The organism is Variovorax sp. Soil_C_12 (assembly GCF_057657375.1).
Genome location: NZ_JBDGIO010000003.1, coordinates 643,579 through 666,232 on the forward strand (window position 1 = coordinate 643,579; position 22,654 = coordinate 666,232).

The 22,654-nt window shown below is 68.7% G+C and carries 20 protein-coding genes; 11 read left to right on the forward strand and 9 right to left on the reverse strand.

What is annotated here, in order from left to right:
• The first annotated feature begins 6 nt into the window (after nucleotides 1-6).
• Together AC3A6X_RS11860 and AC3A6X_RS11865 are read left to right on the forward strand one after the other, a co-directional pair.
• Complete coding sequence (locus AC3A6X_RS11860) at nucleotides 7-1,071, forward strand: glycosyltransferase family 4 protein (RefSeq protein WP_487842339.1); 1,065 nt, start codon at nucleotides 7-9, stop codon at nucleotides 1,069-1,071.
• Between the two features lie 14 nt (nucleotides 1,072-1,085).
• On the forward strand, nucleotides 1,086-3,236 hold the full coding sequence (locus tag AC3A6X_RS11865) for an amylo-alpha-1,6-glucosidase (protein ID WP_487842340.1): 2,151 nt from the start codon (nucleotides 1,086-1,088) through the stop codon (nucleotides 3,234-3,236).
• Nucleotides 3,237-3,251: 15 nt separating this feature from the next.
• On the opposite strand, the gene AC3A6X_RS11870 is transcribed toward AC3A6X_RS11865, so the two are convergent.
• Genes AC3A6X_RS11870 through murJ form a run of 3 tightly spaced genes read right to left on the reverse strand, consistent with a single transcriptional unit; the run spans nucleotide 3,252 to nucleotide 6,146 of the window.
• A complete protein-coding gene (locus AC3A6X_RS11870; protein WP_487842341.1) occupies nucleotides 3,252-3,674 on the reverse strand; it encodes a bleomycin resistance protein in 423 nt (140 codons plus the stop codon).
• Nucleotides 3,674-4,525: a SirB1 family protein gene (locus AC3A6X_RS11875; protein ID WP_106555172.1), complete on the reverse strand. Its 852-nt coding sequence runs from the start codon at nucleotides 4,523-4,525 to the stop codon at nucleotides 3,674-3,676. The genes AC3A6X_RS11870 and AC3A6X_RS11875 overlap by 1 nt, the downstream gene beginning before the upstream one ends.
• A 55-nt stretch (nucleotides 4,526-4,580) precedes the next feature.
• Nucleotides 4,581-6,146, reverse strand: coding sequence for a murein biosynthesis integral membrane protein MurJ (murJ, locus tag AC3A6X_RS11880; RefSeq protein WP_487842342.1), 1,566 nt, complete (start codon nucleotides 6,144-6,146; stop codon nucleotides 4,581-4,583).
• Nucleotides 6,147-6,264: 118 nt separating this feature from the next.
• On the opposite strand from murJ, the gene rpsT reads away from it, so the two are divergent.
• Complete coding sequence (gene rpsT, locus AC3A6X_RS11885) at nucleotides 6,265-6,576, forward strand: 30S ribosomal protein S20 (protein ID WP_309972560.1); 312 nt, start codon at nucleotides 6,265-6,267, stop codon at nucleotides 6,574-6,576.
• 111 nt (nucleotides 6,577-6,687) lie between these two features.
• On the opposite strand, the gene AC3A6X_RS11890 is transcribed toward rpsT, so the two are convergent.
• Nucleotides 6,688-7,020: a DUF3579 domain-containing protein gene (locus tag AC3A6X_RS11890; RefSeq protein WP_309972561.1), complete on the reverse strand. Its 333-nt coding sequence runs from the start codon at nucleotides 7,018-7,020 to the stop codon at nucleotides 6,688-6,690.
• Between the two features lie 162 nt (nucleotides 7,021-7,182).
• Between AC3A6X_RS11890 and AC3A6X_RS11895 the strand changes: the two genes are divergently transcribed.
• The 6 genes from AC3A6X_RS11895 (at nucleotide 7,183) to AC3A6X_RS11920 (ending at nucleotide 13,454) form a co-directional block, all read left to right on the forward strand.
• Nucleotides 7,183-8,388 (forward strand): aspartate aminotransferase family protein, encoded by a 1,206-nt coding sequence (locus AC3A6X_RS11895; RefSeq protein WP_309972562.1) that lies wholly within the window; start codon nucleotides 7,183-7,185, stop codon nucleotides 8,386-8,388.
• Nucleotides 8,385-9,317 carry an ornithine carbamoyltransferase gene (argF, locus tag AC3A6X_RS11900; RefSeq protein WP_487842343.1) on the forward strand — a complete coding sequence of 311 codons (933 nt, stop codon included), beginning with the start codon at nucleotides 8,385-8,387 and terminating at the stop codon, nucleotides 9,315-9,317. The genes AC3A6X_RS11895 and argF overlap by 4 nt, the downstream gene beginning before the upstream one ends.
• A gap of 85 nt (nucleotides 9,318-9,402) precedes the next feature.
• Nucleotides 9,403-10,041, forward strand: coding sequence for an arylformamidase (gene kynB, locus AC3A6X_RS11905; RefSeq protein ID WP_487842344.1), 639 nt, complete (start codon nucleotides 9,403-9,405; stop codon nucleotides 10,039-10,041).
• The gene (kynU, locus tag AC3A6X_RS11910) at nucleotides 10,038-11,324 is read left to right on the forward strand and encodes a kynureninase (RefSeq protein WP_487842345.1); all 1,287 of its coding nucleotides are present in this window, start codon (nucleotides 10,038-10,040) and stop codon (nucleotides 11,322-11,324) included. The genes kynB and kynU overlap by 4 nt, the downstream gene beginning before the upstream one ends.
• 13 nt (nucleotides 11,325-11,337) lie before the next feature.
• Nucleotides 11,338-12,174: a tryptophan 2,3-dioxygenase gene (kynA, locus tag AC3A6X_RS11915; protein WP_487842346.1), complete on the forward strand. Its 837-nt coding sequence runs from the start codon at nucleotides 11,338-11,340 to the stop codon at nucleotides 12,172-12,174.
• Nucleotides 12,175-12,203: 29 nt separating this feature from the next.
• Nucleotides 12,204-13,454 carry an ATP synthase subunit B family protein gene (locus AC3A6X_RS11920; RefSeq protein WP_487842347.1) on the forward strand — a complete coding sequence of 417 codons (1,251 nt, stop codon included), beginning with the start codon at nucleotides 12,204-12,206 and terminating at the stop codon, nucleotides 13,452-13,454.
• A 4-nt stretch (nucleotides 13,455-13,458) separates the two neighbouring features.
• Here the strand turns inward: AC3A6X_RS11920 and AC3A6X_RS11925 are convergent, their stop codons facing one another.
• The 4 genes from AC3A6X_RS11925 to AC3A6X_RS11940 form a co-directional block, all read right to left on the reverse strand.
• Nucleotides 13,459-14,640, reverse strand: a complete 1,182-nt coding sequence (locus tag AC3A6X_RS11925) for an FAD-dependent monooxygenase (RefSeq protein ID WP_487842348.1) — start codon at nucleotides 14,638-14,640, stop codon at nucleotides 13,459-13,461.
• Nucleotides 14,641-14,704: 64 nt separating this feature from the next.
• The gene (locus AC3A6X_RS11930; RefSeq protein WP_106555161.1) at nucleotides 14,705-14,974 is read right to left on the reverse strand and encodes a DUF6587 family protein; all 270 of its coding nucleotides are present in this window, start codon (nucleotides 14,972-14,974) and stop codon (nucleotides 14,705-14,707) included.
• A gap of 1 nt (nucleotide 14,975) precedes the next feature.
• Nucleotides 14,976-16,874, reverse strand: a complete 1,899-nt coding sequence (gene feoB / locus AC3A6X_RS11935; protein ID WP_487842349.1) for a ferrous iron transporter B — start codon at nucleotides 16,872-16,874, stop codon at nucleotides 14,976-14,978.
• Nucleotides 16,867-17,148 carry a FeoA family protein gene (locus AC3A6X_RS11940; RefSeq protein ID WP_309972678.1) on the reverse strand — a complete coding sequence of 94 codons (282 nt, stop codon included), beginning with the start codon at nucleotides 17,146-17,148 and terminating at the stop codon, nucleotides 16,867-16,869. Before AC3A6X_RS11940 ends, feoB begins: the two co-directional genes overlap by 8 nt.
• A gap of 109 nt (nucleotides 17,149-17,257) precedes the next feature.
• Between AC3A6X_RS11940 and AC3A6X_RS11945 the strand changes: the two genes are divergently transcribed.
• On the forward strand, nucleotides 17,258-18,694 hold the full coding sequence (locus AC3A6X_RS11945; protein WP_487842350.1) for a C13 family peptidase: 1,437 nt from the start codon (nucleotides 17,258-17,260) through the stop codon (nucleotides 18,692-18,694).
• A gap of 55 nt (nucleotides 18,695-18,749) precedes the next feature.
• Here AC3A6X_RS11945 and AC3A6X_RS11950 read toward each other — a convergent pair whose 3' ends face one another.
• Nucleotides 18,750-21,617: an aconitate hydratase gene (locus tag AC3A6X_RS11950; RefSeq protein ID WP_487842351.1), complete on the reverse strand. Its 2,868-nt coding sequence runs from the start codon at nucleotides 21,615-21,617 to the stop codon at nucleotides 18,750-18,752.
• Nucleotides 21,618-21,815: 198 nt separating this feature from the next.
• Between AC3A6X_RS11950 and AC3A6X_RS11955 the strand changes: the two genes are divergently transcribed.
• Nucleotides 21,816-22,646, forward strand: coding sequence for a helix-turn-helix domain-containing protein (locus AC3A6X_RS11955; protein ID WP_487842352.1), 831 nt, complete (start codon nucleotides 21,816-21,818; stop codon nucleotides 22,644-22,646).
• Nucleotides 22,647-22,654 lie beyond the last annotated feature (8 nt).

A 22,654-nucleotide genomic window follows, 5' to 3' on the forward strand; every position in this document is an offset into this window, starting at 1 on the left:
GAGGCCATGAAGATCGCACAAGTCGCACCGATGTACGAATCCGTACCACCCCGCCTCTACGGAGGGACTGAGCGCGTGGTCGCCCACCTGTGCAATGCCCTGGTGAGCCAGGGCCACGAGGTCACCCTCTTCGCCTCGGCCGACGCGCGCACGCGCGCGCGGCTGGTGCCGATGCGCCAACAGGCACTGCGGCTCGACCCGGCGCCGCTGAAATCCGACCTCGCCAGCCACATGGTGTTGCTGCAGGAGGTCCGGCGCCAGGCCGACGACTTCGACGTGCTGCATTTTCACATCGACCTGCTGCACTTTCCCTTCTTCGCGGACATGGCGCAGCGCACGCTCACCACGCTGCATGGCCGGCTGGACCTGAAGGACCTGCCTGAAGCCTATGCACAGTGGACGCAGTTTCCGCTGGCGTCCATTTCCAGGCACCAGCGTGACCCGCTGCCTTTCGCTTGCTGGCTCGGCACCGTCCATCACGGCCTCGAACCGGCGCTCTATCCTTTCCGGGCGCAGGCAAGCGGCGGTTACCTCGCCTTCCTGGGCCGCATCTCGCCCGAAAAAAGGCCCGACCGGGCCATCGCGATCGCCAGGCGCGCCGGGCTGCCGCTGAAGATCGCCGCCAAGGTCGACGCGGTGGACAGGGAATACTTCCGGGAGCAGATCCGCCCGCTGCTCGACCATCCGCTGGTGGAATACATCGGCGAGATCGGAGACGCCGAGAAGGCGGATTTCCTCGGCGGCGCGCGCGCCCTGCTGTTCCCTATCGACTGGCCGGAGCCCTTCGGCCTGGTGCTGATCGAGGCCATGGCCTGCGGGACGCCGGTCATCGCCTGGCGCTGCGGCTCGGTGCCCGAAGTGGTGGACCACGGCGTCAGCGGCCTGATCGTCGCCGATGAGGACGAAGCCGTCGCCGCCGTCCACGAGATCGATGCGCTCGACCGAAGCCAGGTACGCGCCACCTTCGATCGACGCTTTTCCGCCTCCACCATGGCCAAGAACTACGTCGAGCTGTATCGTCGGCTTCCTGCGCACGACCAGGATGGCAGTTCCTACCCCAAGGTGGCTTGAGCATGAATCAAGGCATGACCACGGAGCCTCCGCTCGCGGAGCTCGACGTCGAGGCGGTCCTCGAACGCAATCCCCAGCGGCTCTTCGTCCTGAAAGAGGGCGACACCTTCCTCGTGGCCGACGTCTACGGCGACATCACGGGAGAAGCCGACGGGCTGTTTCACAACGACACCCGCATGATGTCGACCTTCCTCCTGCGGCTGGCGGGGCGCAGGCCTTCGCTGCTGTCGGGTGCGGTGAGCCAGGACAACCTGTTCTTCACCGCGAACATGACCAATCACCCGCTGCCCCTGCTCGGCAGCCCGGCCACGGTGGAAGGCGTGATCCACCTGGAGCGCAAGCGCTTCATCTGGAACGATCGCATCTTCGAGCGCATCAGCGTGCTGAACTATGGCGACCAGCGGGTGCAGGCACCGCTGACGCTGCACTTCGCGGCTGATTTCCACGACATGTTCGAGGTGCGCGGCCAGCACCGCCTGCAGCGCGGCGCCCGCGAGCCATCGCTGCTGAAGGAACGCGGCGTGGAATTGCGCTACCAGGGACTCGACGGCCTGCTGCGCAGCATGTGCATCGAGTTCTCCGAGAAGCCCCAGCGCATGGACGAGCGGCACGCGGCATTCATCGTCCAGCTCGATCCGCAGCAGCGCTGGACACTGCATGCCGAGATCGGGCCCTGTCCGTCGGATGCCGGCTGCTCGCGCTACCGGCAGGCCGCAGCCGCAGCCCGCCGCAGCATGCGCACGCGCCAGCGGCGCGGCGCACACGTCCTGGCCTCCGGGCGCCTCTTCCAGTCGTGGCTGGACAAATCGCGCGCCGACCTGGCCCTGCTCACCACTGACCTGCCCACCGGCCCGTACCCCTACGCCGGCATTCCCTGGTTCTCGACCCCGTTCGGGCGCGATGCGATCGTGACGGCGCTGCAGACGCTGTGGCTCGATCCGGGCCTGGCGCACGGCGTGCTGTCCTTCCTGGCGCACAACCAGGCGCAGCACACCTCGACCTTCCGCGACTCCGAGCCGGGCAAGATCATGCACGAGACGCGCAAGGGCGAGATGGCGGCGGTGAACGAGTTGCCTTTCGCCAAGTACTACGGCGGCGTCGACACCACGCCGCTGTTCGTCATGCTGGCCGGTGCCTATGCGGAACGCATGGGCGATCCTCATGTGCTGGACGCCTTCTGGCCGGCGCTGGAGGCCGCCGCCCGCTGGATCGAGCGCAACGCGGCCGGCCATCCGACGGGCTTCCTGAGCTACGCGCGCGGCGAGACGACCGGCCTGGCCAACCAGGGCTGGAAGGACAGCAACGACTCGGTGTTCCATGCCGACGGAAGCACGCCGGCGGGGCCGATCGCGCTGATCGAAGTCCAGGGCTACGCCTACCGGGCATACGCCGTGATGGCCGAACTGTCGCGACTGCGCGGCGACGCGGATGCGGCTCGTCACTGGCAGCAGAGCGCCGTCGCGCTGCAGGCCGCGGTCGAACAGCACTTCTGGCAGGAGGACATGCAGTTCTATGCGCTGGCGCTGGACGGCCACGGGCAGCCCTGCCGGGTGCGTGCGTCGAATGTGGGGCATCTGCTGTACACCGGGCTCCCGCGCGCCGAGCGTGGACGGGCCATAGCCACCCAGCTGCTGTCGCGCGCGTTCTACTCCGGATGGGGCGTTCGCACGCTGCCGCCCGAGACACCGCGCTTCAACCCGATGTCCTATCACAACGGCTCCGTCTGGCCCCACGACGTCGTCCTGTGCGGCGCCGGGGTGGCCCGCTATGGCGAGCGCGACGGACTGGTGCGACTGCTGAACGGCATGTTCGAGGCCGCCACGCATTTCGGCATGCGGCTGCCCGAGCTGTTCTGCGGCTTCGAGCGCGCCCCGGGCGAGGCGCCGATCGCCTACCCGGTCGCCTGCCTGCCGCAAGCCTGGGCGGCGGGCTCGGTCTTCATGTTGTTGCAGGCCTGCCTGGGCCTGCAACTCGACGCCCGTGGCGCATTGGTGCGCGTCGAGGAGCCGCGCCTGCCGGACGGGATCGACCACCTGCAGATCCGGCATCTGCAACTCGGGGAGCAAAAGCTCGACCTTGGCTTCCAGCGCCTGGGAGAGCGCGTCGTTGCCTTCATCGACCGGCAGGAGGGGCCGTCACCGGTCAAGCTGTCGCTCAAGCTGTGAGGCGGCGAAAGGTGCTCAGAGATAGCCGCAGAAGCGCAGCACGTGCCCGTCGGGCTCGCGGATTGCGAACTCGCGCAGCCCCCACGGCTGCGACGCGGGCGGCTCGATGACCTTGACGCCGCGCTTCACGTAGGCGGCATGCAGGCCGTCGACGTCCTGGCCGACGTGGATGACGATCTCGCCGCGCCAAGCCTGGGCCTCGCGCCGGCCGCATTGCCACAGGCGGATGTAGACCGGATCGCCGTAGCTGCGGTCGCCTTTCTTCACCCGCGCATAGCTCGGCGGCTCGCCGGCGATGAAATCGAGCTCGAAGCCCAGCACGTCGCAGAAGTAGCGCGCCGCGCGGGCCGCGTCGGCCACCGGCAGCACCGGCTGCACGCCGTGGAATTCGTGCAGCGTGCCGAGATCGGCGGCCGCGGTCTTGCTGTCCTGCGCCATCAGTATTCCGCCCGGCGCAAGGCGGCGACACGCTCCGCGATGGCATCGATGTCGAGTGCATCCTCGGCATGCGCCAGGTAGGTCTCGAGGTCGCGCACGGCGAGCGCGGTGTTGCCCTGCTCCGCATGGGCCAGGCCGCGGTCGCGGTGCTCGCCCCAGGCCTCGGGGAAGAGCGCGACCAGGCGGTCCTGCACCGCGATCGCGCGCTGCCAGTCCTCTTGCGCGCGATGGATCTCCTTCAGATTGCGCAGCATGCGCCCGATGATCTCGCGCGACGAGGCCGGCTGCAGGTAGAGGCCCAGCGGCACGTCGAAGTCGCCGACCAGCCCGCTGCTGCGCTTGTAGGGCTCGAGCCGCTCGCTGAGCTCCTCGCGCGAGAGCGACTTGCCGGTGAAGGGATCGATCACGACCTGGCCCTTGGGCAGCGTGACCTTGAGCATGAAGTGCCCCGGGAAGCCCACGCCGCGCGCCTGCAGGCCCAGGCCCTGCGCCAGCTCCATCCACAGCACTGCCAGCGAGATCGGGATGCCGCGCCGCGTGCGCAGCACCGCGTTGAGGTAGCTGTTGTCGGGGTCGTAGTAGTCGTTGACGTTGCCGCCGAAGCTCAGGTCGTGGAAGAAGAACTGGTTGAGGGCGCGCAGCCGCTGCAGCGGCGCGGCATCGGCGGGCAGGCGGCGCTTGAGGCGCGCGAGCAGCTGGTCGACATCGCCCAGCACCTGCTGGACATCGAGCTCGGGGTATTCGTCCTGGGCCAGGCTGGCGGCGGCTTCGAGCAGGGGGAAGTGATCATCGCTCTTGACAAGCGACCCGAAGTACTCGAGGGCGGTGGGCGCCTGGAAGCTGAACGTCATGTGTCTTTGTAGAGGAGGCCGCGCCGAGCGTCAAGGCGGGGCATGCACCGTGGATCTAGCGGCGCACCATGCTGCGCAGCTTGACGCCCGCGAGCGCCAGCACCGCGAAGTACAGCAGTGCCGCGCCCACCACCAAGGCCGCCAGCAGGCCGATGCGATGCAGGCGCTGCGCCTGCAACCCGATCCAGTCGAAGTGCTGATTGCCCCAGACCAGCAGGGCCGTCAGTGCCGCGGTGCCCGCCAGCACCTGCAGCAGGAAGCGGCCCCAGCCCGGCTCCGGCCGGTAGCTGCCGCGGCGCAGCAGGCCCACGAGCAGCCACAGCGCATTGATCATCGCGCCGATGGCGATGGTCAGCGTGAGCGCGGCATGCTGCAGCAGCGGCACCAGGGCGACGTTGAGCAGTTGGGTCAGCACCAGCACCACCACCGCGATCAGCATCGGCGTGCGCGTGTCGTGCTTGGCGTAGTAGCCCGGCGCCAGCACCTTGACCGCCACCAGGCCGACCAGCCCGACGCCGTAGCCGATCAGGGCCAGGGTGGTGCGCTGCACGTCGAACTCGCTGAAGGCGCCGTTGTGGAACAACACCGCAACCAGCGGTCGCGAAAAGACCAGCAGCGCCAGCGCGCAGGGCACCGACAGCAGCACCACCAGGCGCAGGCCCCAGTCGAGCATCGCCGAATAGTGGGCGTCGTCCTTCGCCGCGCGCGCGGCCGCGAGCTGGGGCATCAGCACCACGCCGAGCGCCACGCCCAGCAGCGCGGTCGGGAATTCCATCAGCCGGTCGGCGTTGGTGATCCAGCTCACGCTGCCGGTCGCGAGGTGGGAGGCAATCTGCGTGTTGATCAGCAGCGAGATCTGCGCCACGCTGACGCCGATCAGCGCCGGCAGCATCAGCCGCGCGACCCGGCGCGTGTCCGGGTCGGCCCAGGCGGTGCGGATCGCGCCGAGGCCGAGGCCGATGCGCGGCATCATGCCGAGCTTCCGCAGCGCGGGGATCTGCAGCGCCAGCTGGAGCAGGCCACCCAGCATCACGCCCGCGCACTGCGCATAGATCGGCTCGATGCCCATGCCCCGAAACCAGGGCGCGCCGATGACGATGGAGAGGATCAGCGCCACGTTCAGCAGCACCGGCGCCGCCGCCGGCACGGCGAACTTGCGCCAGGTGTTGAGAACGCCGCCGGCCAGCGCCACCAGTGACATGAAGCCGATGTAGGGGAACATCCAGCGCGTCATGACGACCGCGGCCTCGAAGCTCTCGGGGTTCTTCTGCAGGCCGCTGGCCATGGCCCAGACCATCAGCGGCGCGCCGATCACGCCCGCGGCGCAGAACAGCACCAGCATCCAGGTCAACAGGGTCCCCACATGGTCCACGAGCGCCTTGGCGCCCGGCTCGCCGCGCTCCGTCCTGCTGGCGGCCAGCACCGGCACGAAGGCCTGGCTGAAGGCGCCCTCGCCGAACACGCGCCGGAACAGGTTGGGGATGCGGAAGGCGACGTAGAAGGCATCGGTCATCGCGCTGACGCCAAACACCGAAGTCATGAGCACGTCGCGGATGAGCCCGGTGATGCGGGAAGCGAGCGTCAGCAGCGAGACGGTGGAGGCGGATTTGAAGAGCGACACGGCCGGAAGTGTATGTGCCTGTGACTACCCTCCCCGGCTGGCGCGACCCGTGGTTGCCGATCCCCTATAATGGAGGGCTTTGCCGCATCATCCGCAGACACTGTAAGGAACACCAGCCATGGCATCCACCAAGCCCAAGAAAAAGAACCCGCGCCTCGCTTCGGGCCGCAAGCGCGTCCGCCAGGACACCAAGCTCAACGCCGCGAACACCTCGCTGCGCTCCAAGTACCGCACCGCCGTGAAGAATGTCGAGAAGGCCGTCGTGGCCGGCGACAAGACCAAGGCGGCAGAACTCTTCGCGAAGGCCCAGAGCATTGTCGACACCATTGCCGACAAGGGCATCTTCCACAAGAACAAGGCCGCTCGCGACAAGAGCCGCCTGGCAGCCAAGGTCAAGAACCTGGCCCTCGCCGAGAAGGCCGCCGCCTGACGTCATCAGGCAAGCCCGGACCGGCAACCCGCCAGTCCGCCGTTTGATCTGGGTGCGCTGCAGCAAAGTGAAAAACCGCCTTCGGGCGGTTTTTTCATGGGCGGGTGTTTTCTACTTGCGAGCGCCTGCGGGGGGCGCCGCATCGGGCACCAGGCAGGCCTCGGCCACCTGCAGGTTGTTGTCCCGGGCGAAGTTCATCACGAAGTCCCAGGCCATCACCTCGGCATCGCGCAGCTCGGCCCGCACGACCACGCACTTGATGCCGTTGATCACCGTCGGCACGCACCAGGGCGAATAGCTCAGATGGCTGCCTGGCTGCGGCCCACCCGGGCGGAACGAGCACATCACGCCCGCCAGCCGCTCCGCCCAGTCGCTCGGGCGAAAGGTCCGGCCGTCTTGGGTGATGCCCTGGATGAAGATTTCTTTGGCGGTGGGGGAAACCATGGATTGCGCGAAGGGCGCAGGCGGGTGCTGCGCTGCACAATGGATTCTATCCGGGCGGGTCCCGCGAGAGACACCAAAGGCGCACATTGCTGTGATGCGCAATCCTCAACGACGCTGTCAAAACGCACCCCTAGAATCCCTTTTCCCTTTTTCGGAGATCGTATGAGCGCCACTGCCGCCCCCTCCTCGCCCCATGTCATGAACACCTATGGCCGCCTGCCGATCGCGCTGTCGCATGGCCAGGGCTGCCGAGTGTGGGACACCGAGGGCCGGGCCTACCTTGACGGGTTGGGCGGCATCGCGGTCAACACCCTGGGCCACAACCATCCCGAGCTGGTGCCCGCGCTGCAGGAGCAGATCGCCAAGCTGATTCACAGCTCCAACTATTACCACGTGCCGGGCCAGGAGCAGCTCGCGACCAAGCTCACCGAGCTCTCGGGCCTGACCAACGCCTTCTTCTGCTGCACCGGCCTGGAAGCCAACGAGGCCGCGCTCAAGCTGGCGCGCAAGTTCGGGCACGACAAGGGCATCGAGCGCCCCGAGATCGTGGTCTACGAAGCGGCCTTCCACGGCCGCAGCATTGCCACCCTGTCGGCCACCGGCAACCCGAAGGTGCAGCAAGGCTTCGGGCCGCTGGTCGAGGGCTTCATCCGCGTGCCGCTCAACGACATCGAAGCGCTGAAGAAGGCGACCGAAGGCAACCCCAACGTGGTGGCCGTGTTCTTCGAGACCATCCAGGGCGAAGGCGGCATCCACCCCATGCGCTGGGAGTACCTGCGCCAGGTGCGCCAGCTGTGCGACGAGCGCGACTGGCTGATGATGATCGACGAGGTGCAGTGCGGCATGGGCCGCACCGGCAAGTGGTTCGCGCACCAGTGGGCCGGCATCAAGCCGGACGTGATGCCGCTGGCCAAGGGCCTGGGCTCTGGCGTGCCGATCGGCGCGGTGGTGGCCGGCCCGCGCGCCGCCAACCTCTTCGCCCCGGGCAACCACGGCACCACCTTCGGCGGCAACCCGCTGGCCATGCGTGCCGGCATCGAGACCATCCGCATCATGGAAGAGCACAAGCTGCTCGACAACGCCGCCAACGTCGGCGCGCACCTCAAGGGCGCGCTGGAGCGCGAGCTGGGCGGCCTGCCCGGCGTGAAGGAGATCCGCGGCCAGGGCCTGATGCTGGGCATCGAGCTCGACCGCCCCTGCGGAGTGATCCTCAACCGCGCCTGCGAGGCCGGCCTGCTGCTGAGCGTGACCGCCGACAGCGTGATCCGCCTGGTGCCGCCGCTGATCCTCAGCGTGGCCGAGGCGGACGAGATCGTTGCCATCCTCGCGCCGATCGTGAAGACCTTCCTCGCGGAGGCGACACCATGACCACAGCTCCGGCCCTGCGGCACTACCTCCAATTCTCGGACTTCACGGCCGACGAGTACGCCTATGTCTTCGAGCGCGCCGCGCTCATCAAGAAGAAGTTCAAGGCCTACGAGAAGCACCAGCCGCTGACCGACCGCACCCTGGCCATGATCTTCGAGAAGGCCTCGACGCGCACCCGCGTGAGCTTCGAGGCCGGCATGTACCAGCTGGGCGGCAGCGTGGTGCACCTGACCACCGGCGACAGCCAGTTGGGGCGCGCCGAGCCCATCGAAGACAGCGCCAAGGTGATCAGCCGCATGGTCGACCTGGTGATGATTCGCACTTTCGAGCAGACCAAGATCGAGGCCTTCGCGGCGCACTCGCGCGTGCCGGTGATCAACGGCCTGACCAACGAGTTCCACCCCTGCCAGATCCTGGCCGACATCTTCACCTTCATCGAGCACCGCGGCTCGATCAAGGGCAAGACGGTGGCCTGGGTCGGCGACGGCAACAACATGGCCAACACCTGGCTGCAGGCCAGCGAGATCCTGGGCTTCAAGGTGCATGTGAGCACGCCCAGTGGCTACGAGGTCGACCAGTCGATCGCCGGCATCCGCTCGGCCGACAGCTACCAGGTCTTCAAGGACCCGATGGAAGCCTGCCGCGGCGCCGACCTGGTGACCACCGACGTCTGGACCAGCATGGGCTACGAGGCCGAGAACGAGGCCCGCCGCGCCGCCTTCGCCGACTGGTGCGTGGACGAGGAAATGATGCGCGCGGCCCAGCCCGACGCCCTCTTCATGCACTGCCTGCCCGCGCATCGCGGCGAGGAGGTGCAGGCCGAGGTGATCGACGGCCCGCAGTCGGTGGTCTGGGACGAGGCCGAGAACCGCATGCACGCGCAGAAGGCGCTGATGGAGTTCCTGCTGCTCGGCCGCCAAGCCGGCTGATGGGCTGATCGGCGCCCTGCCGATGTTTGCGTTCTGTTGGAAATAACCGACACCACGACCCTGTTCACGGCGCTAACTTCGCGCCATGAACCAACGTATCTGGGATATCTCGCCGCCGGTGCATGAAGGCGCGCCGGTCTTCCCCGGCGACACGCCCTACCGCCAGCGATGGGCCGCGACCATCGCGCCGGGCTGCCCGGTCAATGTCAGCGAGATCACGCTCTCGCCGCACGTCGGCGCGCATGCAGACGCACCGCTGCACTACGACCCCGAGGGCGCGACCATCGGCGCGGTGGACCTCTCCCCCTACCTCGGCCCCTGCCGCGTGATCCACGCGATCGCGCGCGGTCCACTGGTCGAATGGGCACACCTCGCGCATGCCGTCGAGGCGCTCCCGCCACGCGTGCTGGTGCGCACCTACGAGCGCGCTCCGGTCGACCGCTGGGACGGCGCGCTCGCCGCCTATGCGCCAGGCACCATCGAGCGGCTTGCGGCGCTGGGCGTGAAGCTGATCGGCATCGACACCGCCAGCATCGACCCGGCCGACAGCAAGACGCTGGACAGCCACCAGGTGATCCGCCGCCTGGGCCTGCGCGTGCTCGAGAACCTCGTGCTCGACGAGGTGCCCGAGGGCGACTACGAACTCATCGCGCTGCCGCTCAAGCTGGTGACGGCCGATGCCTCCCCCGTTCGCGCCGTCCTGCGCGAACTCACGACCCCATGACCATGACCCTCGACGACTGCCGGCGCCTCGACGCCCAAGACCCCCTCGCCGCCCTGCGCGGGCAATTCATCCTGCCCGAAGGCGTGATCTACCTGGACGGCAACTCGCTGGGCGTGCTGCCGAGTGCCGCGCCCGCGCGCATCGCCGAGGTGGTCACCCAGGAGTGGGGCGAAGGCCTGATCCGCTCCTGGAACAGCGCGCGCTGGATCGACCTGCCGCAGCGCCTGGGCGACAAGCTGGCCCGCCTGATCGGCGCCGCCTCGGGCGAGGTGGTGTGTACCGACGGCACCTCGGTCAACCTGTACAAGGTGCTGTTCGCCGCGCTCTCGCAGATGACGCCAACCGACCGCCGCGTCGTGGTCAGCGAGCGCAGCAACTTCCCGACCGACCTCTACATCGCCGAGTCGCTGTGCCGCGAGCGCGGCTTCACGCTGAAGCTCATCGACGAAAGCGAGCTGCCCGCCGTGCTGGACGACCAGGTCGCCGTGCTGATGCTGACCCACGTCAACTACCGCACCGGCGCCATGCACGACATGAAGGCGCTCACTGCCGCAGCCCACGCCGCGGGCGCGCTCACGGTCTGGGACCTCGCGCACAGCGCGGGCGCGGTGCCGGTCGCGCTCAACGACTGCGAGGCCGATTTCGCGATCGGCTGCGGCTACAAGTACCTCAATGGCGGCCCGGGCGCACCGGCCTTCGTCTGGGTGAATGCGCGCCACGCGAGCCGTTTCGAGCAGCCCCTGTCGGGCTGGTTCGGCCATGCGGCGCCCTTCGAATTCACGCCGCACTACCGGCCGGCACCGGGCGTGACGCGGTACCTGTGCGGGACCCAGCCCATCATCGCGCTGTCTGCGCTGGAATGCGGGATCGACTCGGTGCTCGCGGCCGAGCCCTTCGACGACGGCCGAGGCGGCATGGCAGCCTTGCGCACCAAGTCGCTGGCGCTGACCGACGCCTTCATCGCCCTGGTCGAGGAACGCTGCCCGGGCCGCTTCACGCTGGTCACGCCGCGCGAGCACGGCAGGCGCGGTTCGCAGGTCTGCCTCGCGCTCGCCGACAACGGCCCGGGCGCCTACGCCATCGTGCAGGCGCTGATCGCCCGCGGCGTGATCGGCGACTTCCGCGCGGGCGACAGCCAGATGCCGGATATCCTGCGCTTCGGCTTCACACCGCTGTACCTCGGCTTCGAGGATGCCTGGAACGCCGTCGAACATCTGGTACAGGTGCTGGAGCACGAGGAATGGAAGCGGCCCGAGTTCAACCAGAAACTGGCCGTGACCTGAAGGGAAGCCCATCATGAGCACCGAAAAGATCGTCCACGAAGAAAAGGCGCAGCTCGATTTCAGCGCCTCGATGAGCTACAGCGACTACCTGAGCCTGGATGCCATCCTCAACGCCCAGCATCCGCGCTCGCCGGCGCACGACGAGATGCTCTTCATCGTGCAGCACCAGACCAGCGAGCTGTGGATGAAGCTGATGCTGCACGAGCTGCGCGCCGCCATCCGCTGCGTCGCCGAAGACGAGCTCGCGAGCGCCTTCAAGATGCTGGCGCGCGTCTCGCGCATCATGGAACAGCTGGTGCATGCCTGGGACGTGCTGGCCACGATGACGCCGCCCGAGTACAGCGCGATGCGTCCCTACCTCGGCAGCTCCAGCGGCTTCCAGAGCTGGCAGTACCGCTGCATCGAGTTCGCGCTCGGCAACAAGAACGCCGCCATGCTCAAGCCCCATGCGCACCGGCCCGAGCTGCTGGCCGAGGTCGAGGTGGCCTGGCGCGCCCCCTCGCTCTACGACGAGGCGCTGCGCCTGCTGGCGCGCCGCGGCTTTGCCATCCCGGCCGACCATGTCGAGCGCGACTGGACCCGGCCCTACGAACTCAGCGACGGCGTCGAGCAGGCCTGGCTCGTCATCTATCGCGACCCGAAGCAGCACTGGGAGCTCTACCAGCTGGGCGAGGAGCTGACCGATCTGGAAGACGCCTTCCGCCTCTGGCGCTTCCGCCATGTGACCACCGTGGAGCGCGTGATCGGCTTCAAGCGTGGCACGGGCGGCACGGGCGGCGTAAGCTACCTACGCAAAATGCTCGATGTGGTGCTTTTCCCGGAGATCTGGAAGCTGCGCACCGACCTGTAGATCAACAACGATCAATCAAGGAGCCGACGATGACCGATCACTTTGCCGACGACGAGTTGAGCCTTCTTCGCGAGCACGGCATCGTGCTCTTCGCCGAGCGCGTGATCTTCGACGCCCAGCCGCCGATGACGGTCGAGCAGATCGCCGCCGTGCAGGCGCTCTGCGCCGGGCCGATCCCGCCCGAGCTGGTCGCGCTCTGGCAGCGCACCGCGGGCGGCCGCATCGACTACGACCTGCACCTGCGCATGAACGGCTACGAGGAGGCCGTCAGCTGGACCGACCTGTTCTGGAACGGCGGCGGCGACGCCGGCCACGACCTCCAGGGCTGGATTGCCCACGAGCAGCAAAGCGCGCAGGAAGCCGCCGCCGCGCAAGGCCAGCCATGGGACGGCCGGCTCACCGCCCTGCCCTTCGGCGGCTTCGAGGACAGCGACCGCATCTACGCGGTGGTCGAGGCCGGCGCCGACTACGGCCATATCCTGGCCTGGAAGCAGGGCCTGCCCGAGGCCTGGGCGCACGCGATGCACGAGGACGGCATGACCACCATCGCGCACGACCTGCCTGCGGCCTTCGCGGCGTTGCACCTGGAGGAAGATCCGCTGGAGCCTGCCGCCGACTACTTCACGGGCCAGGCGCTGCTCGCGTACCTCGACGATCGACACCAGTCGCACGGTCTCGCGCTCGAGCTGGTGGACAAGCTGGTGGCCTTCTACCGCCGCGCCATGGTCGACTGGCGCACGCCGCTGTCCGCGGGCACGTTGGACCGGGATGGACGGCTGTCGCGCATCGCGCTGCGCCACGCGGTCGCGACCGACGATCCGGCACTCGTCGCCAAGCTGGCCGCCACCGGGGTGGCGCTCGATGGCCCCCTGCACGGGAGCGCGATGGCCACCGACCTGGCGCTCGCGCACGGGGCGCACCATGCGGCAGCCGCGCTGGTGCGCGCGGGCGCGCCGGTGTCGCCCGATGCACTCGATGGCATCGACAGCGCGGTCTCGCCCGAGCTGGCGGCGCTGCTGCTGGAGCGCGGCGCCCAGCCCAGCGCGACCGCCATTGCCGAGTGCGTGGCCTGCGGCGCGCCGGCCGCGGCGCGGGTGATCGCCGACGCCTATCGCGAGAAACACGAGGACCTGCCGGCGGCCTTCGAGACGGTGCGGCAAAGCATGCTGGCCGACCTGGAGAGCTCGCTGGCCGAGGTGCGCACCGGCAAGCGCAGCCATTACCTAGGCGCCGAAGGTCTGGCCGAGCGCGTCGACCACCTGCAGAGCTTCAGCCTCTGAGCATTCAGGCGCCGTAGAGCCAGGGGACGTCGAGCAGACGGGCCCCCAGCAGCCGCAAGGCCGCGTCCCGGCCCACGCGCACGAGGCCGGTCGCATGAAAGATCTCGCCGTTGCGGCGCGCCCGCGCCTGCACCTGCGCATTGCGTTCCCAGCGCCCATCCGCATAGTGCGCGAGACGCCGCGGCACCTCCTCCGCGGCGCAGCCATCGAGCGCCTCGGCCAGCGCCACGCCGTCCTCGATCGCCATGCCGGCCCCCTGGGCCAGATAGGGCAGCATCGGATGCGCGGCGTCGCCGGCCAGAGCCACGCGCTCGCCGGCCATCTGCTCGGGACCGCTGAGCGGCGGCCGGTCGCAGAGCGTCCAGGCGCGCCAGGCGGGCATGGCCTCCAATAGCGCCTGCAGGCCCGCATCCGTGCGGCCGGTGGCGGCCTGCAGCGCGGCCAGGCTGCTGGCCTGGTCCCAGTCGCGCGCATCCCCTGCCGGCGCGGCCTCGGCCAGCACCACCACGTTGAGCGCCTCGCCGCGGCGCACGGGGTAGGCCACCGCATGCAGGCGGGGACCGAGCCAGACGGTAATCTGCGTGCTGCGCAGGGCAGCCGGCAACGCCGACTGCCTGATCAGGGCGCGCCAGGCGGTGTGCCCCGTCGCGCAGGGTGGGGACGCATCCTCCACGATCCGCGCGCGCACCGTGCTCCAGAGGCCATCGGCACCGATCAGCGCGTCGCCCTCCCAGGCCCGGGTGCCGATGCTCGAGACGCAGACCGCACCGGACCGGGCCACGGCTTCGGTGATCCGCGTCCCGGTGTTGACGGTGACCGCGCCGCTGCCGCGCACGGCTGCCAGCAGCAGCCCATGCAGGTCGGCGCGATGCGCACAAAGATAGGGTGCGCCATAACTGCGCAGCATCGCGTTGCCCAGCGGCAGCCGCGCGATCTCCCCGCCGTGCATCGCGCTGCGGACGACGAGCGCGTCGGGCTTGGCGGCGATGCGCATCAGCGGCTCCCACACCCCGAGCGCCTGCAGGCGGCGCGCGACATTGGGGCCGAGCTGGATGCCCGCGCCGACCTCGGCGAAGGCCACGGCCTGTTCGAACAGGTCGACCCGATGGCGGCGGCGGGCCAGGGCGAGGGCGCAGGCCAGCCCCGCAATGCCGCCGCCTGCGACCAGGATATGAGCGGCAGTCATTGGATAACCTCCGCGCTGCGCGCTGCGGGTTTCGCCTTCGGAGCGGCCGTGCGGCTCATGCCGCTCAATGCGCGGGTGTGTTGTGCCGGGCTTGCGCCGAGGAGTCAGCGGGGGTGCTGCAACTGCCGCAGCTGTCGCACGAGCCGCAGCCCGAGCTCTTGGCCAGCGACGCAGCCAGCTGCTGCGCGCGCTGCGCGTCGACCAGCCCCGCACGCTGCGAGCCCGAAGCGAGCCGGGCTGCTGCGGCGCGGCGCCAGCCCGCGGGCATCCAGCGCCAGACGGCGTAGAACGCGGCCAATGCGACGATCAGCCCGACGATGATCTGTTGCGTCATCTCATCCTCCTGTGAGTGCCAGGGCCATACGATAGGTGATCCAGCACGCCATGTAGGCGAGGGCAAACAAGTAGGCCGCCATGATCCACACATAGCGCCAGGAGCCAGTCTCGCGCTTGACCGCGGCCAGCGTGGAGATGCACTGCGGCGCGAACACGTACCAGACCAGCAGCGACAGCGCCGTGGCGAGCGACCAGCTGCCGGCGATCAGCGGCTCCAGCTGGCCCGCGACATCGTCGCCGGTGGCCGAGAGCGCATACACCGTGCCGAGGGCACCGACCGCCACCTCGCGCGCCGCCATGCCGGGCACCAGCGCGATCGAGATCTGCCAGTTGAAGCCGATGGGCGCAAAGATGTGCTCCAGCCCGCGGCCAATGATGCCGGCCAGGCTGTACTGGATCGCCGGACCGGTCGCGCCCTCGGGCGGCGACGGGAAGGTGGACAGGAACCACAGCAGGATCGTCAGCGTCAGGATGATGGTGCCCACCCGCTGGATGAAGATCCATGCGCGTTCGTACAGGCCCAGCGCGAGGTTGCGCAGGTTGGGCCAGCGGTAGGCCGGCAGCTCCATCATCAGCGGGGAGCGCTGCTGGTTGTCGCGAAAGCGCTTCATGACCCAGGCCACGGCCATCGCCGAGACGATGCCGAAGACGTACAGCGCGAACAGCACGATGCCCTGCAGGTTGAACACGCCGCCCACGGCGCGCGCCGGGATGAAGGCCGCGATCAGCAGCGCATAGACCGGCAGCCGCGCCGAGCAGGTCATCAGCGGCGCGATCATGATCGTGGTGAGCCGGTCGCGCCAGTTGCTGATGGTGCGCGTGGCCATCACGCCCGGGATGGCGCAGGCGAAGCTCGACAAGAGCGGAATGAAGGAGCGGCCCGACAGCCCCACCGTGCCCATCACGCGGTCGAGCAGGAAGGCGGCGCGCGGCAGGTAGCCCGAGTCTTCCAACGCCAGGATGAACAGGAACAGAATCAGGATCTGCGGCAGGAACACGATCACGCCGCCCACGCCGGCGATGATGCCGTCCACCAGCAGGCTCTGCAGCATGCCTTCGGGCACCACCTGCTTCACCAGCTCGCCGAAGGCGGCCGTGCCGTCCTTGATGGCGTCCATGGGCACATTGGCCCAGCTGAACACGGCCTGGAACATCAGGAACAGGGTGACCGCCAGCACCAGCATGCCCCACAGCGGATGCATCACCACGCGGTCGATGCGGTCGCTGGCAGCCAGGCTGCCCGCGGGCTCGCGCACCGCTGCGGCGAGGATGCGGCGCACCTCGCGCTGGGTGGCCAGCACGTCGTCGAGGCCCGGCGCCTGCCAGGGCGCGGGCTGGGCGACCGCAACCGGCGCATCGAGCTGCGCCAGCAGTCCCTGCGCGCCGCCGGCATGCACGCCGACCGTCTCGATCACCGGCACGCCGAGCTCGCGGGCGAGCAGCGGCACGTCGATCGCGATGCTCTGCTTCTTCGCCATGTCGGTCATGTTGAGCGCCACCACCATGGGCAGGCCCAGGCGCTTGGCCTCCAGCACCAGCCGCAGGTTGAGTCGCAGGTTGGTGGCGTCGGTCACGCACACCAGCAGGTCGGGCAAGGCCTCCTCGCTCTTGCCGGTGACCACGTCGCGCGTGACGGCCTCGTCGGCCGACAGCGCATTCAGGCTGTAGGCGCCCGGCAGGTCGAGCACGGCCACGCGCCGGCCGGAGGCGGTGCGCAGCAGCCCTTCCTTGCGCTCGACCGTCACGCCGGCGTAGTTGGCCACCTTCTGGCGGCTGCCGGTGAGCAGGTTGAAGAGCGCGGTCTTGCCGCAGTTGGGGTTGCCCAGCAGCGCGATGCGGCCGGGCGGCGCCGACGAGACGGCAGCGCCGGGCTGGAAGCTCAGGGTCGCCTCAACCATGGTGCGCGGCTCCCGGCAGGACGCGAACCAGCGCGGCCTCGTGCCGGCGAAGGGCAAAGGTGGTGTGGCCCAGGCGCACGGCCAGCGGCTCGCGGTTCGGCACACCGCTGGCGACGATGCGCACCACCTCGCCGGGCACGAAGCCGATCTCGGTCAGTCGAAGCACGAGCTCGCGCGCTTCCGCTTCTTCGGGCCTCGACACGTCGAGCACGGTGGCCCACTGGTGGCTGGGAAGCTGGTCGAGGCTGATGGCGGCCGTCGCCGCGCCGTTCATGGAGGTCACCCGCAGATCCAAAGCGTCAAAATGAGAATTATTCTCGAAAACGGGGACTGTAGGCGAGTCGCAGCTGAAGTATCCCTGCCGGGCGGGCATGATCGCGGGCATGACAGACCTGGACCCCGAACCATCCGCCGAAGCGTCGATTGCCGCGCAGAGCCCCGTCGCGCCGGGTCTCAGCCTGTGGCGTTGGATCACCGAGGGGCTTCGCGCCTCCATCCTGCTGGCGCCGCGCATCACGGGATCGCCTTCGCCCTGGCAGCTGATCGTCATCGTGCTGATCCCCAGCCTGCTGATGCTGGGCCTGGAGCGCCTGCAGATCGCCGGACCGGCGAGCTTCAACGCCGCCATCGAGCTCAACACCTACTGGGCTTTCGCCATCACCCTCTGGGTCGGCTGGCTGACGCTGTCGCGCGGCCGCGCGGATGCCACCCTGAGCGGCTGGTTCGCGCTGGCGACCTGGGCCGCCCTGCCGTGGACCCTGCTCATGGGCTGCATGTCGCTGGCGTACTTCCGAGGCTGGCTCCCGGCTGCACTGACCACGCCGTCCGCCTTCTGGACGGTCTATGGCGGCCTGCTCGGCATTGCCTTCGTGGCCGGCGTGCGGCTGATGGCGCGCTACGTGCCGCGGCAGGCATGGCTGACGCTTTACATGCCTGGGATGCTCGCGATCACCGCCCTCGGCATCTGGGACGGGATGCAGGAACAGGAACGGGTCTGGCAGCCGGACGCGAGCGCGGCGGCCGCAGCGCCCGAGCGGCCCCGGCTGCATCTGACGCAGGAGATCTTCGAGGCGCAGCAGGCCGTCTGGCAGCGCGCGGTCGACGGCATCGCGCCCCGGCGTGCCGGCGAGGCCCAGGTCTACGGCCTGGTGTTCGCGCCCTATGCCTCCGAGGATGTTTTCCTGCGCGAGAGCGCCATGGTCGCAACCCTGCTGGAGGAGCGTTTCGACGCCCGCGGCCACGTGCTGCGCCTGGTCAACCACGCCACGACCTCGGCGGAACTGCCCTGGGCGACGCCGCTCAACCTGCGCCGTGCCGTGCAGGCGATGGCCGAGCGCATGGACCGCGAACAGGACGTGCTGGTGATCTACATGACCTCCCACGGCGCCAACGACTTCAAGCTGGCCTCCTCCCACTGGCCGCTCACCGTGCCCTGGCTCACGCCCAAGGAGCTGCGCGAGGCGCTGGACGCGGCCGGCATCCGGCACCGGGTGATCGCGATCTCGGCCTGCTATTCGGGCGGCTGGATCGAGCCGTTGGCCACCGAGCACAGCCTGGTCATGACCGCCGCGGATGCCGAGCACACCTCTTACGGCTGCGGCCACCGCTCGGAGCTCACCTTCTTCGGCCGCGCGGTGTTCGACGAGGCCCTGCGCAAGACGCGCTCCTTCGAGGCGGCCTTCGCCGAGGCGGTGCCGGTGATCAAGCAGCGCGAGATCGATGCCGGCAAGGAAGACGGTTTTTCGAACCCGCAGATCCACGTGGGGGCGGGCATCCGGCCCGTGCTGGACCAGTTGTCGCAGCGGCTCGGCAAGAACTGAAAGAAGAACGGCACGCGAAGCGCGTGCCGTCCCTGAACACGCCAAGCCTGCAGACTCAGGCCGCGAGCAGCTGCCTCAGCACGAACGGGAGAATGCCTCCGTGCTTGTAGTAGTCGACCTCGATCGGCGTGTCGATGCGCAGGCGCACCGTCACCTCCTGGTGCGTGCCGTCGGCGCGGTGCACGACGATCTTCACGTCGATCTGCGGCTTGAGCTCGCCGCCGATCACCACGTCGATCTTCTCCTCGCCGGTGAGGCCCAGGCTTTCCCATGAATCGGCGCCGCGGAACTGCAGCGGCAGCACCCCCATGCCGACCAGGTTGGCGCGGTGGATGCGCTCGAAGCTGCGCGCCACCACCGCCTTGATGCCCAAGAGCTGAGTGCCCTTGGCCGCCCAGTCGCGCGAGGAGCCGGTGCCGTATTCTTCGCCGCCGAAGATCACGGTGGGCACGCCCTGCTCGATGTATTTCATCGCCGCGTCGTAGATGAACATCTTCTCGCCGCCGGGCTGGAACAGCGTCACGCCGCCCTCCTCGCGCGAGCCGTCCGGGCCGGCCGGGATCATGAGGTTCTTGATGCGCACGTTGGCGAAGGTGCCGCGCATCATCACGTCGTGGTTGCCGCGGCGCGAGCCGTAGCTGTTGAAGTCGGCCTTCGAGACGCCGTGCGCCTTGAGCCAGATGCCGGCCGGCGAGCTCTCCTTGATCGCACCGGCCGGCGAGATGTGGTCGGTGGTGATCGAGTCGCCGAACAGCGCCATGACGCGCGCGCCGGTAAAGCCCGCGTCCGATGCGTGCGGCTCCATCTTGAAGCCCTCGAAGAAGGGCGGCTCGGCGATGTAGGTGGATTTCGGCCAGTCGTAGACCTGGCCGGTGGTGCCCTTGATGCTGCTCCACAGCTTGCCCGGGTTGTCCTGGATCTGCTCGTAGTTCTTGCGGAAGGCCTTGGCGTTCATCGCATAGCGCAGGTTCTCGTCGATCTCCTTCGTGCTGGGCCAGATGTCGCCCAGGTAAACGTCCTTGCCCTTCTTGCCCTTGCCCACCGGCTGGGTCATGAGATCGACCATCACGTTGCCCGCGATTGCATAGGCCACCACCAGCGGCGGCGAGGCCAGGAAATTGGCCTTGAGGTTGGGATGGATGCGGGCCTCGAAGTTGCGGTTGCCCGAGAGCACGGCCGCGCCCACCAGGTTGTTCTTGGTGATCGCCTCGTTGATCTCGGGCGCCAGGTCGCCGGCGTTGCCGATGCAGGTGGTGCAGCCGTAGCCGGCCAGGTAGAAGCCGAGCTTTTCGAGGTACTTCAGAAGGTCCGCCTTCTCCAGGTACTCGGTCACGATGCGCGAGCCCGGTGCGAGCGAGGTCTTGATGTGCGGCTTGACGGTGAGCCCCGCCTCCACCGCCTTCTTGGCCAGCAGGCCGGCGGCCAGCAGCACGCTGGGGTTGGAGGTGTTGGTGCAGGAGGTGATGGCAGCAATCAGCACGTCGCCGTTGCCGATGGTCACGCTCTCGTCCTTGGTGCGGGGCGCGGTGTCGCCCACGTGCGCGGCGGCCTTGGTAGACCGGTTGGCAAACATTTCCACCTCGTCGAGCGGCGCGCCGACCTTTGGCGTCGGCGGCTCATGCTCGGCCGACTCGCCGTTGTGCGCCAGCGGATAGCGCACCCGCAGCTTCTCGGCCGGCTGGTTGAAGCCGTTGGCCTCGGGCGGCTTGCTGTAAAGCTCGGAGAACTTGGTCGCCAGGTGGCCGAGGTCGATGCGGTCCTGCGGGCGCTTGGGGCCGGCCACACTGGGCGTCACGGTGCCGAGGTCCAGCTTGACGACCTTGGTGTAGTTGAGTTCCCCAGGCGCCGGCATGCCGAACAGGCCCTGCGCCTTGTAGTAGGCCTCGAAGCGCTCGATCTCCTTGTCGGTGCGGCCGGTGCCCCTGAAATACTCGACGGTCCTCTCGTCGACGGGGAAGAAGCCCATCGTGGCGCCGTACTCGGGCGCCATGTTGCCGATGGTCGCGCGGTCGGGCACGGGGATGGAAGCGGCGCCGGGCCCGAAGAACTCGACGAACTTGCCCACCACCTTCTCGCTGCGCAGGATGTTCGTGACGTAGAGCACCAGATCGGTGGCGGTGACGCCCTCGCGCAGCTTGCCGCCGAGCTCGAAGCCCACCACGTCGGGCGTGAGCATGTAGACCGGCTGCCCCAGCATCGCGGCCTCGGCCTCGATGCCGCCCACGCCCCAGCCCACCACGCCGATGCCATTGATCATGGTCGTGTGGCTGTCGGTCCCCACCAGCGAGTCGGGGTAGTAGACCGGGGGGTCGCCCTGGTCGTTCGGGCTCTTGTAGACGCCGCGCGCGAAGTATTCGAGGTTCACCTGGTGCACGATGCCGAAGCCAGGCGGCACCACGCCGAAGGTGTCGAAGGCCTGCATGCCCCACTTCATGAACTGGTAGCGCTCGTTGTTGCGCTGGAACTCCAGCTTCATGTTCAGGTCGAGCGCCTTCGGCGTGCCGTAGTAGTCCACCATCACCGAATGGTCGACCACCAGGTCCACCGGCACCAGCGGTTCGATGGTCTTGGGCGACTTGCCCAGCTTCTGCGCCACGCTGCGCATCGCAGCCAGGTCGGCCAGGAGCGGCACGCCGGTGAAGTCCTGCAGCACGACGCGCGTCACGACGAAGGGAATCTCGTCGGTGCGCTCGGCATTCGGCTGCCAGTTGGCCAGCTGCTCGACATGCTCGGCCGTGACCTTCTTGCCGTCGCAGTTGCGCAGCACCGACTCCAGCACGATGCGGATCGAGACCGGCAGCTTGTCGACGTTGGGGTATTGCTTCGCGAGTTCCTTGAGGGACCAGTATTTGCCGGCTTTGCCCGATGCGGTCTTGAAGGTCTTGAGCGTGGAGGCAAATGCGTGCGCCGGTTCTCGGGCCATGAGGAACTCCTTGTATTCGTGGAAGCACCTCAAAGATAGCAGGGTTCGATGACAAGGTGAGGCTCGAAGGGCGCATCCCCGAGTGCGCCCTTCGGGTGTTTCAGACCGCTACCGCGCCGCGGCGCTCCGGCCGCCCGGCCGCCGGTCGATGACCTGAGAGGTCATGGCTGCCGCGCGCGGCCTCACTAGGATGGTGCCATGAGCACCTCTTCCACGCCGCCGCCCACCGCCGCCGACTCCTTCGGCGCCCACCTGCGCCACTGGCGCCAGCACCGCCGCCTGAGCCAGCTCGACCTGGCGCACGAGGCCCAGGTCTCGACCCGCCACCTGAGCTACGTCGAGACCGGCCGCGCCGAGCCCAGCCGGGAGATGGTGCTGCGCCTGGCCGAGCGGCTGGAGGTGCCGCTGCGCGAGCGCAACACCCTGCTGGTGGCGGCCGGCTACGCGCCGATGTACCGGCAGCGTTCGCTGGACGATCCGGCGATGGCGCCCGCCCGGCAGGCGGTGGAACTGGTGCTCAAGGGGCACGAGCCCTTCCCTGCCCTGGCGGTGGATCGCCACTGGAACCTGGTGGCGCACAACGCGCTCGTGCCCCTGCTGATGGACGGCGCGGCGCCGGAACTGCTGCAGCCGCCGGTCAACGTGCTTCGGCTCAGCCTGCATCCCGAGGGCGTGGCGCCGCGCATCGCCAACCTGGCGCAGTGGCGCGCCCACCTGCTGGAGCGGCTGCAGCAACAGATTGCGGCCACAGGCGACGCGGCGCTGGTCGCGCTGCACGATGAGCTCGCGGCCTACCCCGCGCCGCAGGTCAGCCACGACACGCCGGCCAACAACAGCGAGCTGGCCGGCGTGGCCGTGCCCTTCCAGTACGTCACGCCGCAGGGGGTGCTGAGCTTCATCAGCACCACCACCATCTTCGGCACGCCGGTCGATGTCACGCTGCAGGAGCTGGCGGTGGAGTCCTTCTTTCCTGCGGACGCGCAGACCGCGGCAGCGCTGATGTCAATGGGCGAAAAAAAGCCCGCCTGAGGCGGGCT